At 64.4% G+C, this 12,363-nt stretch carries 11 protein-coding genes and 1 pseudogene; 10 read left to right on the forward strand and 2 right to left on the reverse strand.

What is annotated here, in order from left to right; translation table 11 throughout:
* Positions 1–91 precede the first annotated feature (91 nt).
* The 5 genes from B1964_RS11225 to B1964_RS11245 all read left to right on the forward strand — a co-directional run bounded on the left by B1964_RS11225 (position 92) and on the right by B1964_RS11245 (position 6,440).
* Positions 92–1,378, forward strand: a complete 1,287-nt coding sequence (locus tag B1964_RS11225; RefSeq protein ID WP_253193959.1) for a D-arabinono-1,4-lactone oxidase — start codon at positions 92–94, stop codon at positions 1,376–1,378.
* The gene (locus B1964_RS11230) at positions 1,378–2,547 is read left to right on the forward strand and encodes an MFS transporter (protein WP_079929787.1); all 1,170 of its coding nucleotides are present in this window, start codon (positions 1,378–1,380) and stop codon (positions 2,545–2,547) included. Before B1964_RS11225 ends, B1964_RS11230 begins: the two co-directional genes overlap by 1 nt.
* Positions 2,544–3,761, forward strand: a complete 1,218-nt coding sequence (locus B1964_RS11235; RefSeq protein WP_079929788.1) for an amino acid deaminase/aldolase — start codon at positions 2,544–2,546, stop codon at positions 3,759–3,761. The genes B1964_RS11230 and B1964_RS11235 overlap by 4 nt, the downstream gene beginning before the upstream one ends.
* A gap of 91 nt (positions 3,762–3,852) precedes the next feature.
* On the forward strand, positions 3,853–5,391 hold the full coding sequence (locus B1964_RS11240; RefSeq protein WP_079929789.1) for an aldehyde dehydrogenase family protein: 1,539 nt from the start codon (positions 3,853–3,855) through the stop codon (positions 5,389–5,391).
* Between the two features lie 119 nt (positions 5,392–5,510).
* Positions 5,511–6,440, forward strand: a complete 930-nt coding sequence (locus tag B1964_RS11245) for a LysR substrate-binding domain-containing protein (RefSeq protein WP_172398814.1) — start codon at positions 5,511–5,513, stop codon at positions 6,438–6,440.
* Between the two features lie 17 nt (positions 6,441–6,457).
* On the opposite strand, the gene B1964_RS31555 is transcribed toward B1964_RS11245, so the two are convergent.
* Positions 6,458–7,414, reverse strand: coding sequence for an AMP-binding protein (locus B1964_RS31555; RefSeq protein WP_366664273.1), 957 nt, complete (start codon positions 7,412–7,414; stop codon positions 6,458–6,460).
* On the opposite strand from B1964_RS31555, the pseudogene B1964_RS11255 reads away from it, so the two are divergent.
* From B1964_RS11255 to B1964_RS11270, 4 genes and pseudogenes are all read left to right on the forward strand, one after another.
* Positions 7,378–7,698, forward strand: a pseudogene (locus tag B1964_RS11255) (IS30 family transposase); the annotation flags it as partial. The gene B1964_RS31555 and the pseudogene B1964_RS11255 sit on opposite strands and share 37 nt — an antisense overlap.
* A 708-nt stretch (positions 7,699–8,406) precedes the next feature.
* Positions 8,407–9,522, forward strand: coding sequence for a site-specific integrase (locus B1964_RS11260; RefSeq protein WP_079929791.1), 1,116 nt, complete (start codon positions 8,407–8,409; stop codon positions 9,520–9,522).
* A gap of 18 nt (positions 9,523–9,540) precedes the next feature.
* Positions 9,541–9,870, forward strand: a complete 330-nt coding sequence (locus tag B1964_RS11265; protein ID WP_265076470.1) for a helix-turn-helix transcriptional regulator — start codon at positions 9,541–9,543, stop codon at positions 9,868–9,870.
* An 82-nt stretch (positions 9,871–9,952) separates the two neighbouring features.
* Entirely contained in the window at positions 9,953–11,386 is a 1,434-nt protein-coding gene (locus tag B1964_RS11270) for a hypothetical protein (protein ID WP_079929792.1), read from the forward strand.
* Positions 11,387–11,394: 8 nt separating this feature from the next.
* Here the strand turns inward: B1964_RS11270 and B1964_RS11275 are convergent, their stop codons facing one another.
* Entirely contained in the window at positions 11,395–11,760 is a 366-nt protein-coding gene (locus tag B1964_RS11275; RefSeq protein WP_079929793.1) for an Rv2640c family ArsR-like transcriptional regulator, read from the reverse strand.
* Positions 11,761–11,858: 98 nt separating this feature from the next.
* Between B1964_RS11275 and B1964_RS11280 the strand changes: the two genes are divergently transcribed.
* Positions 11,859–12,344 carry an ArsI/CadI family heavy metal resistance metalloenzyme gene (locus B1964_RS11280; protein ID WP_172398815.1) on the forward strand — a complete coding sequence of 162 codons (486 nt, stop codon included), beginning with the start codon at positions 11,859–11,861 and terminating at the stop codon, positions 12,342–12,344.
* Positions 12,345–12,363 lie beyond the last annotated feature (19 nt).

Raw genomic sequence — 12,363 nt, forward strand, 5'->3', positions numbered from 1 at the left:
GTGTGAGCCGGAGCACTAACAACACAATTGCTGTGAGTCGGTCGCCATAGTTGTGTTTCACAACGCGCTCGGTAGACGCGACGCTATGTGCATGTGGACAAACTATGCAGGCGACCAGACCTGTACTCCCGCGAAGTTTGCGCGACCTGCGACAGTGGATGAGGTGTCTCGTCTTGTTACCGAGGCAGCGAACCGCGGCCACACAGTACGGGCCGTCGGTGCCGGACACTCCTTCGGCGGCAATGTGTTGACCGACGGCACGCTCCTCTCGCTCGACAATCTTTCCGGACTCCACCACGCGGATCCGACGACCGGGTTGGTCCGGATCGGGGCGGGCACTCGACTCCACGAGCTCAACAGATTGCTCGACGCGCACGGGCTGGCAATGCCCAACCTCGGCGACATCAACGTCCAGAGCGCTGCCGGCGCGATCTCGACCGCGACGCACGGGACGGGCCGCAAACTCGGCAACCTGGCCACGACGGTCGAGTCGATCGAGCTCGTGAAGGCCGACGGGTCCGTCGTGGAACTGAGCACCGGCGACGAGTTGCGCGCAGCCCGGGTCAGTGTCGGCGCGCTCGGGGTCATCACCGCCTACACGCTGCGAACCGTGCCTTCGTTCCGGTTGCACGAGCGGCGCGAGAAGATTCCACTGACCCGCGCGCTCGCCGAACTCGACGAGCTTGCGGACAGCAACGACCACTTCGGGTTCTTCGCTTTTCCGCACGCACGCGACGTGTTGGCCAAGTCGCTCAACCGCTCCGATGAGCCGGCGAACCCGCCGAGCCGCGCTGCGGAATACATCCGCGACATCGTCGTGGAAAACCATGCCCTGGATGCCGTGAGCAAGGTGGGCCGACGGTGGCCCAATCAGATTCCGCGCTTGAACCGGACTCTGACCGCTATCGCATTGTCGAGCAGCCGGGTCGACGTCAGCCACCAGGTGTTCTCCAGCCCGCGGACGGCGGCGCGGTTCACCGAGTCGGAATGGGCTGTGCCGCGGGCGGCGTGTGGCGAGGTCTTCCGTGCGATCCAAAGCGAGATCGACCGACAGGGATTTGCGGTCAACTTCCCTCTGGAAGTGCGGTTCGTGGCCGCGGACGAGGCATCGCTGCTCAGCCCGTCGTACGGTCGCGAGACGGCCTACATAGCGGTTCATATGTACGAGGGCATGCCGTGGAGGCCGTACTTCGAGGCAGTTCAGCGCATCGCGACCGACCATGGCGGCCGGCCACACTGGGGTAAGCGGCACTCCCTCGACGCCGCGGCACTGGCCGATGTGTACCCGGAGTGGGAAACGTTCCAAACCGTGCGGCGTGCCTACGACCCGGATGGAGTTTTCGCCAACGATCACATCCGCCGAATCTTCGGCGCCTGATGAGCAACCGATGGGGAGCGGTCGCCGCGTACGCACTGGTGGCGGCGTCGACGCAGTTGCTGTGGTTGACCTTCGCGCCCATCACGACCGATGCCGCCGAGCACTACGGGGTCTCGACCGGCGCGATCGGGTGGCTGGCGAACGTGTTTCCGCTGCTCTACGTCGTGTTGGCCATCCCCGCGGGAATAGCGCTCGACCGATGGTTTCGAGTAGCGCTGACCCTGGGCGCCGTACTGACCGCCGCGGGTGGACTGATTCGGCTTGTCGGCGATCAGTATTCAGTGGTCCTGGCCGGGCAGTTACTCGTCGCCGTCGCGCAGCCGTTGGTCCTCAACGCGATCACCCGTGTCGCGGGCAGCTATCTGGCTGAATCGGACCGGCCAAGGGGCATCGCGGCCGGGTCCGCCGGCACGTTTGCCGGCATGGTTGCTGCATTCCTGATGGGCAGCGTGATGGACATTCACACCCTGCTGGTCACCCAGGCCGCCATCGCGGTGGCGTCGGCGGTGGCCCTCGTCGCCGCCCTGCGGGTACCGGCGCAGTATCACCGGTCGGCCGAAAGCTCCGGGTTCGCCGCGTTCCGAGAGACGTGGCGAGACCCCTTCATCCGCAGACTGTGCGCACTCGTCTTCGTGCCATTCGGCGCGTTTGTTTCCCTGACCACATGGACCGAGGCACTGCTGGCACCGGCGGGCGTGTCGGCGGATCAAGCGGGAATCGTGTTGATCGCCAACGTCATCGCCGGCGTGGTCGGGTCGGCGCTGATTCCGGTGTGGGCCACCAAGCGCCGCCGCGAACTCTGGATCATCCTTGTCGCGGTGGCCGTCACGGCAGCGTCCTGCCTCGCCTTGGCCATTGCGCCCGGATTCGCCCTCGCGGTCTTGGTGTTCACCCTCTTCGGGTTCCTGCTCCTGCCTGCGCTACCGATCGTCCTCGAACTGTCCGAACGCCGAGTCAGCTCCAGCGAAGGCGCGGCCGCAGGCCTCATCTGGCTCTCCGGAAATCTCGGAGGTCTCATTGTGGCGGGCGTCGTCGGCGCACTCGTCAACCATCCCGCGTCCGCCTTCCTCCTCATGGCCGCGGTCGTGCTCGCCGCGATTCCGCTGCTGCGTAGTTTGCGCTCCGATGTCGACGTACTGCCATCGATTTCAACAGAAGGACACTCATGACAACGTTGGATCTGGGGTCGGTCACGGCCCGCTCGGGTGTGGGTTACGGCCGGCTCGCACGCGCCACTGCCGACCTTGAGCCACCGTTCGCGGTGGTCGATGTGGGGGCGTTGAGGGCCAACGCGGACTCCCTGGTTTCGCGTGCGATCGGCAAACCGGTTCGGCTGGCGTCGAAGTCGGTGCGCTGTCGACCGATCACGCACGCGGTACTCCAACGCCCCGGCTTCCGTGGTGTCCTGGCCCTGACGCTCGCCGAGGCGCTGTGGTTGGCGTCCGACGTGCAGGACGTGGTGGTCGGTTACCCGACCGCCGACGTCACGGCGCTGCGACAACTCGCCACCGACGCCGAGCTGCTTTCCCGGGTGACGCTGATGATCGACGACGTCGACCAGCTCGACCTGATCGAAAGCGTCACCCCCGACGGACCACCGATCCGAGTGTGCATCGACCTCGACGCGTCGCTGCGATTGCTGGGTGGACGCGTCCATCTGGGCGTGCGCCGCTCACCGGTCCACTCACCACAGGACGCGGTCGCGCTGGCCCGCTCGATCGTCGATCGGCCACGGTTCCGACTCGTCGGCGTGATGGCGTATGAAGGGCAGATCGCGGGCGTCGGCGACAACGTCGGCTCGATACTGCACCGACTCCAGATCCGCGGCATGCAGATGGTGTCGGGGTCGGAGTTGCGCGAGCGTCGCGCGGCAGCGGTCGCCGCCGTCAGTGAGGTTGCCGATCTGGAGTTCGTCAACGGCGGCGGGACCGGCAGCATCGAACTGACCGCGTCCGAGCCGGCCGTCACCGAGGTCGCCGCAGGATCCGGCCTGTACTGTCCGACGTTGTTCGACACCTATCGCGGCTTTCGTCCGCAACCGGCCGCGTTCTACGTGATGTCGGTCGTGCGCAAACCGACACCGGACTACGCCACGGTTCTCGGGGGTGGATGGGTCGCCAGCGGCGCGGCGGGATCCGATCGGTTACCCACGCCGTCGTGGCCGCGGGGATTGTCCTTGATTGAACTCGAGGGAGCCGGTGAAGCGCAGACACCGCTGCACGGCCCCGGCGCAGCCGCGCTGTCGATTGGTGATCGGGTGTGGTTCCGACACGCCAAGGCCGGCGAACTGTGCGAGCGCGTCAACGAATTGCACCTCGTCGACGGAGATCAGGTGATCGCCACAGTGCCCACCTACCGGGGTGAGGGAAAGGCCTTCCTCTAGCGACGCCGCCCATCGAAGTCACTCCCGACCTCACCCGCATATCCCGCAATCACGCTGCCGACGCGCCGCATCAATTCGAGAAAGGTACGCCATGGCGACCACCGCCCACGCACCTCGTAACAGCCTCCCCAACAGCGAGATGATCGCCGTTGAGAACCCCGCCACCGGCGAGATCATCGGCCACATTCCCGACCTGACGCCCGATGAGGTCACCGAGTTGGCACGACGCGCCCGCGCCGCCCAGCCCGGATGGGAGGCGCTCGGGTACCGCGGCCGAGCCCACGTCCTACGACGCATGCAGCGATGGCTGATGGACAACGCAGACCGCGTGATCACCACGATCAGCAACGAGACCGGCAAAGCCTACGAGGATGCCCAAATCGCCGAACTTGCTTACGGTGCACAAGCTTTCGGGTTCTGGGCGAAGAACGCACCCAAGTATCTCGCCGACGAAAAGATCAAGTCGTCCGCGCTGTTCGTCAAGGGCAAGTGCCTGACGCTGCGATACCGGCCCATCGGGGTCGTCGGCGTCATCGGTCCATGGAACTATCCGCTGGTCAACTCCTTCGGCGATTGCATCCCCGCGCTCGCCGCCGGCAACAGCGTCATCCTCAAACCGTCGGAGTACACGCCGATGACCTCACTGCTGATGGCCGAAGGACTGGCCGCCTGCGGTTTGCCCGAGGATGTGTTCCTCGTGGCGACCGGACGGGGCGCGACCGGCGCCGCAGTCCTCGACAACGTCGACATGATCATGTTCACCGGCTCCACTGCGACCGGCCGCACGGTGGGGACCCGCGCGGCCGAACGTCTCATCCCCGCATCCCTCGAACTCGGTGGGAAGGATCCGATGATCGTTCTCGCCGACGCCGATCTCGAACGCGCAGCCAATCACGCGGTGTACTACGCGATGTTCAACTGCGGCCAGACCTGTGCCTCCATCGAACGCTGCTACGTCGAGGCGTCGGTCTACGACGACTTCGTCGACAGAGTGACGGCCAAGACCCGGGGCCTGCGCCACGGCGTGCCCAACGGCCCGGGCAGCGTCGACGTCGGCTCGATGACCTTCCCACCACAGGTCGAGATCGTCGAACGGCACGTCGAGGACGCCCGCCAACGCGGCGCTCGGGTACTGGTCGGCGGGCACCGTGGACGCGGCCCGGGGCATTGGTTCGAACCCACGATTCTCGTCGACGTCGACCACGACATGGCCTGCATGCGCGAGGAGACGTTTGGTCCGACGCTGCCGATCATGAAAGTCACCGACGCAGACGAGGCCATCCGACTGGCCAACGACTCCGAGTACGGACTGTGCGCCTCGGTCTTCACCCGCGATGCCAAACGCGGTGAGGCCATCGCGAGACAGATCAAGGCCGGGTCCGTCACGGTCAACGACGCGCTCGTGAACTACACCGCCCTGGAACTCCCGATGGGTGGCGGCGCACCAGGTTCCGGCGTCGGCTACCGGCACGGCGCCGGCGGAATCCGCAAATACTGCCGGCAACAGTCCCTGCTCGTCTCACGCATCCATGGGCATCGAGACCTTCACATGCACCCCTACAACGCCACCCGCACACGCCTGCTCACCCGCCTTCTGGCGCTGCTCAATCGCGGGCTGCCCGCCAGGTGACGACGGGTGGACCCGATCGAACCCACCGCTTGTGCCCACATTCCGAGTCGAGGGAAAGGCGGCGAGGGAAAGGCATTGTGATGACCCCGCTCGAGAGTGTGTCTTATGATCCCTGCATCGTGGACCTGCACACTCGCAAACTTCGCGCGTTCGTCGTCCTCGCTGAGGAACTGAACTTCAGCCGCGCGGCGGCGCAGCTCTTTCTCGCCCAACAAGCCCTGAGCCGGTTGATCCGCGAGGTCGAGGACGAGGTCGGCGCCACCTTGTTCACCCGCACGACCCGCAAGGTCGAACTCACTCCGGCAGGCGTGGCATTTCGCGATGGTGCCGTCGCCGCCCTCGCTGCGCTCGACCGCGCCTCGGCGGAGGCGTTGCGCAGGGAACGCGCGATCTCGGGCACCCTACATCTGGGCTACACCGTCGGCGCCGCTCTCGAACTCACCGAGCCGATACTGAGCGAGTTCCGGTCCCAGTTTCCCGACGTCGAGTTGGAGACCCGCGAATACTCGCTGGCCGATCCGGACGCCGGACTGATCAGTGGGTTCGCAGACGTGTCGATCATCCGGCTCCCGGTGTCCACGCCCGACTTGTATACGGAGCCGCTGTTCACCGAGCCGCTCGTTGCGCTCGTATCGACGGGTCACCGGCTCGCTGGACGTCAGTCGGTCCGCGCCGACGAACTCCTCGACGACCCGGTAACCCTGAGCGAACTCGAGGATCCGGCCCGCAGAGAGTTTTGGACTCTGGCCGCGTTTCGGGCGCCCGACTCACCAGCTGTTGTCGTACCCGTCGGCACGGTAACCGAGGAGGTGCAGACCGTCGGGACTGGGGGAGCGATCGCGATCACCGCCGCCGCGGCCGCGCGCTACCTTCCATTTCCGGGGATCAAGCACCTGCCGATCAGCGACGCTCCGGGGTCGGTGGTCGCGCTGGCCTGGACACAGCGCGCCACTTCACTGGTTACCCGCTTCGTCGAGGTAGCCCTCGTCGTACGTGATCGACAGGCAGACCTGGTCAACGAGATCGAGCACCCTGATGTGCGTTCCTGACCCACGTGGGTGATCCGTCAGTCTCCCGGCGTCAGCTCAACGTCGATGGTGCGCCGCCAGGGCCGTCGGGCAGTTCGGGGTGTGCCGAGGAACTCGTCGACCACTGGGCCGAATACCGCGGCGTTGAGAACCAGGTCGATGTGGCCGCCGCCGTGTGCGTGCAGTGTTGCACGCGGTATCAAACGACTGAGGATGTGTGCGTTGATCATTGGGATGATCGGATCGTCGGTGCCCGAGATGACCAGGGTCCGCTGGCGGATCGCCGGCAGCGCGTGGATCGAGGTCCACACCCAGCCGGCCATCAACTGATGCAGGTAGCCCTTCGTGCAGCCGGCGTGCACCTGACGGATCACGACCTTGCGGGGCTTGTCGGGACGGATGAAGCAGGCGACCGGCGAGGTCTCGGACAGGCCGTAGCCCTCGAGGATGACCGCGTCGAAGGCGTCTTCGAAGTCAGTGATGACCTGGGCGGGCAGGGCTTCGCCCCCGGACACACAGACGCGCAGCGAGCTGGTGTCGTCGGTGGGCCGCCGCGCAGCGACCAGCGCCGAGTACATCGTCGGAACACCCTCGAACACCGTCACCTTCTCCGCGGCGATGGCGTCGAGCACGACGACCGGGTCGAAACGGGGGATGAGGACGAGAGTGGCCTGGGCGTACACCGCGCCGTTGAGCCCACAGGTGAGGCCGAACACGTGGAACAGCGGCAGGCAGCCGATGATGACGTCCTTATGGGTGCCCCTCGCCAGGTTGTCCATCGAGATCTGTGCGTTGCGGCGCAGACCGGCGTAGGTCAGCTCAGCGCCCTTGGGCTTGCCGGTGGTTCCGGAGGTGTGCAGGATGACGGCGGTGTCGGAATCGGCACGCTCGACGGGGCAGACCCGGGGTGCAGTAGCGGTGACGGCGGCCATCAGGTCGGCGTCGGCCAGGATGCACCCGGAAACCACACAGACAGCCAGACGCTCGACGTCCACGTTTCGTCGAACCGGTGAACGCCATCAGCAACCGCCCAACCGAGGTCGAAACACGGAGGATCCCAGGGCACTGGGAGGGGGATCTGATCATCGGGGCGCTGGGCGGCTCTGCGATGGCGACGGTGGTCGAGAGGTCCACTCGCTTCGTGATGCTGGGACATCTCGGACGGAACCGAACCGCAGAAGCCGTGCGCGACTCTCTGATCACAGCATTCCGAGACCTGCCCGCGTCATTGCGCGGCAGTCTTACCTGGGACCAGGGTGCGGAGATGGCCGAACACCGAGCGCTCGACATCAGCTGAGCCACCTAGAATGGGTGCTCGTTCGCTATCCCGCAATCGCTCACCCATCCAAAGAGCGCGCTGAACCAGCAAGACCAATATCTGGCGAGTAGTTCGCTCATCCCGCGTCACAACACAACGGGCAGAGCTAGTTACGTCACTGTGACGTTTCGGAGCCCTAGAGTCGGGTAGCACCTCAGACCCGCATCTGAGCGTAGTAACCTCCGAACACGCACGCGGACAGCACATCTCACGCCAAGCACACAAAGAGCTGTATTAAGCACATCGCAATCGAAGCTCAGTCAGGCCCCAAGTTCTTGTCAAACGACGACAAAACAGCCGGCAATTTCGCCAAGTCGGTGACATTTCGCCAATCTCGGCGATCATTTACACTTGATCACGAGAACTAATCTCCCCCAGCATCATTCCTGAGCCGATAACTAATATTATGTAAAGTCAAAGCTGTAATATTGCAACAGATGCAGGCGGACACGTTGCCCCTGCTCCGGCGGATTGATTATCGGCGCGAGCCGACAACCTGCACTGACGCCGTCCCTGGCGCGTGAGGTGTCCGTGAGATCGGGTTGCGAGAATGAAGTGTGCGGTGCGAGGGCCGTCTGAGCGCGTTTGTGTAACTTGGTGATTGACTTCGTTCCTGCGTTTGATGCAAGATATGAGCATCTGATGCAGCCGTGTGGGAGGTGATGTCAGGTGGCCGTTGATGAAGCCGGACGGTTGGTTCTGGTTCCCGGTGTGCGCTATCTGAACAGCCGGGATGTGGTGTTCGCGGAGATGCTCGAGGGTTGGCGCAATCAGCAGTTGTCTCGCAACCTGTCTTTCGGCACGATCGAGAAACGCGTGAAGCTGATCAGCCGGTTCGCCGACTATGCGAACGAGTATCCATGGCAGTGGACGCCGGCGATGGTCGACGAGTTTTTCGGGGATCTGCGCGGTGTGCGCCATCTGCGCCAGACCTCCGTGCGCAACTATCAGGCATCGCTACGCCTGTTCTGCGACTACGTCTCGTCCTCGGACTACGGGTGGACAGATCTGTGCCTCGAGCAGTTTGGTTCGCATCCGGTGCAGGTGTGTCACGACTGGAACTCCGCGCGGCACGTTCAGGAAGCTGAGTCGAATCCGACGAAGCGCGCGTTCAGTCGTGCTGAGCTACAACGCTTTTTCGATCATGCCGATAGTGAGGTGGATCGGATCGCAGCGAGCGGCCGCAAAGGCTGGCGGGCGGCCTACCGCGACGCGACCTGGTTCAAGGTCGCCTACGGCTGGGGGCTTCGCGGTAACGAAGTCCGACATCTGCAGACGAGGGACTTCTACCGGAATCCGAAAGCCCCTGAGTTCGGTAAGTACGGTGTTGTGCATGTCCGCTACGGAAAGCCCCATCGGGGTTCTCCCCCGAAGCCTCGATCGGTTCTGACGGTGTTCGACTGGTGTCCAGAGGTGGTCGACGACTGGATCTCGGCCGCACAGCTGGGCGGTGAGGACGGCCCGCTGGATCTGTTCACCAGCGAGCGCGACACATTAGTGAGCGTCTGTTGCGTGTGGCAACGCTTTTCCCGGTATTGCGACGAGCTCGGTTTGGCGCCAGGCTTGGATATGCACTCATTTCGGCGGTCGTACACGACACACCTGATCGAAGCGGGCGTCGATCCGAAGTTCGTGCAGGATCAACTGGGCCACGAATTCGCGTCGACCACAGGGATCTACGACTGCACCACGACCCACTTTCGTCAGAGCACGCTACGCGAGGCTCTGGACTCGACACTGCGCGACGCGATGAACACCGGGATCGACGACGACACCCGGCGATAACCTCAAGGAGGGCGATTAGTGGCTGCACGGACGGTGGAATATCGCTGGCGACTGGCGGAGTTGATGGCGGCGGCAGGGATGCACAACAGCACCGATCTGGTGCCGCTGCTGCGCGAACGCGGCATCGACTTGTCCGCGTCACAGGTCTATCGGCTGGTGGCCGGTCAGCCCGAACGGGTCTCGTTGCAAGTGATGGCCGCGATCTGCGATGTGTTCGCCTGTACACCAGGCGATCTCGTGACCGTCACCGCAACCGATGCCCGGCGCCGCAAGACCGCATCCGACAATGTTGTCGACCTCGGCCGCAGTGCCCGCCCGAAACGAGCCCGGGTGATCCGCGATGGCTGAGGACGCCGCGCCACCGCGGCGATCGCGAGGCCGCCCCAAGCGGACCACCGGCGACTACACCTGCGATCGATGCGGGCGGGTTATGGGCAAACCCCGGGTGCACTGGCCGGGCGAGCAGCTGTGCAACAGCTGCTTCTATACCGGGATGCGCACCTACGGGCAGTGCCCGCGGTGTGGTCACGACGGTGTGCTTCCCGCCCGGGCCCGGCACGACGATCCACGGCCATGCTGTCTGGAATGCGGCGGCGTCGACCCGGACGCCTACCGGTGCCGGACCTGCGCCCACGAGGGTGAGATCTACCGCGACGGCCAGTGCGCACGCTGCGCGCTGCGGGACAATCTGGACCACCTCACTCCCCAACCTCGCCGAGCCGACATCAAGCGTGTGCGCTCTGCGATGATCGAGGCACTGTGCCGGGCGCAAAGACCCGAAAGCGTGATGACGTGGATGCGCAATGCCGATGCCCGCGAGATCCTGAAAGACCTGATGACCGGGACAATCGCGTGCACCCACGAATCGTTCGACGAATTCCCCCACTCCAAGACCACCGAACACTTCCGCTCGATCCTCGAGCAGCACGGTCTGCTGCCCCGCCGAGACCACTACCTCGCTATCTTCGAAAAATGGTTGGCCGCCAAGGAGGCGGCGGCCGACACTCCGGAGACCTGGGCGATGGCCTACCGGTTTGCGACCTGGCATCACCTGCGCCGCATCCGCGCCCAGTCAGTTCCCGGTGATTCCAGCGAGGGAGCTGTCCGCTCGGCGAAACAGGAGATCACCGAGGTGATCAAGTTCCTCAACTGGCTGCACCACACCCACGCCCGCACGGCCCAGACCTCCACCCAACTCGACGTCGATCAGTATCTCCAGTCCGGACCGACCACCCGACACTTGATCCGGACGTTCTTCGTCTGGTGCCGCGCGAACCACATCAACACCAGCGTCGAGATCGCACACCGGTACGCCAAGACGACACCCACGTTGACCGATGAGCAACGGCTGCAATGGATTCAGACACTGATGCGCGGCAATGTCACCAGCCTGCATCAACGGGTGGCCGGCCTGCTAATGCTGCTCTACGCCCAGCCCCTCACTCGAGTCGTTGCGCTCGAAATCGGCGATCTACAGCTGACACCCACCGAGATGCGCATCAGCCTGGGCACCGAACCGACCCCCGTGCCGGCACCGTTCGCCGTCCTGATCTACGAACTCCTCGAACACCGCCCAAACCTGCAGACCACCGGCAGCGACACCATGTATCTGTTCCCCGGGTACCGCCCGGGCCGCCACCTGCACGCACAAACCGTGATGAAAGAACTCCGCCGCCTCGGCATCAACCTGCACGGTGCACGCAACAGCGCCCTGGACAACCTCGTCAAACTGGCCCCTCCACCCATCGTCGCCGACATGCTCGGCTACAGCTACCAGGTGACCGAACGCCACGCCGCACTGGCAGCCACCACCTACTCCCGCTACGCCCAATCGCTGGCCACGACGATCGCGACCGTGAACTGACCTCATCCTCAACAGCAGCCGGTGCCCGCCCCCAACACCGCACACAACGCCTGCAACGATTCCGGCTGAGCCCGGTAGTACACGTTCATCCCTCGCCGCTGCCCCACCACCATCCCCGCCTTGCGCAGCTGCCCCAGATGGTGACTAGTCGTCGCCTCCGTCACCCCAACCGCGGCCGCGAGATCACACGTGCACACACCCTCACCCGACTCATCGGCGAGCAACATCGCCACCAACTTGATCCGCACCGGATCAGCAAGCGCCTTGAGCCGCAACGCAATCTCGAGCGCATCGTCATCGCCAAGCGGACCCGACGACACCGGAGCGCAGCAAATTGGACCACTGATATCAACCATCGGCAAAGTCTTCGGCACGACTCAACCGTACCCAACCACTTGACATATGTCGAAAAGGTAGGCACCCTGCAGATGACCTGAGTTCGATATATGTCTCACAGGTGAAGGTGATGGTCATGTCCCGTATGCAGCTCGCGCTCAATGTTGATGATCTCGATACCGCGATCGACTTCTACTCCAAGCTGTTCAACACCACTCCGGCCAAGCGCAAGCCGGGATACGCCAACTTCGCGGTCGCAGAGCCGCCGCTGAAACTGGTGCTTCTGGAGAATCCTGGCCAGGGCGGCACCATCAACCACCTCGGCGTCGAGGTCGAGTCGAGCGAGAAGGTGCACGCCGAGATCGCCCGGCTGTCCGGGGAGGGTCTGTTCACGCAGGAGGAGATCAACTCCACCTGTTGCTTCGCGACCCAGGACAAGGTGTGGGTGACCGGTCCGGCCAACGAGAAGTGGGAGGTCTACACCGTACTCGCCGACTCCGACACCTTCGGGACAAGCCCGAAACTGTTGACACAGAACGCCGTCGATAATGCCGACCAAAGTTCGGTGTGCTGCGGAGGCAGCGCCAGCGATCCTACTGAGGCCCGCACAGCCTGCTGCTGACGAGCCGCGGCTCCCCCCC

Source organism: Gordonia sp. i37, assembly GCF_002043085.1.
GTDB classification, from domain to species: domain Bacteria; phylum Actinomycetota; class Actinomycetes; order Mycobacteriales; family Mycobacteriaceae; genus Gordonia; species Gordonia polyisoprenivorans.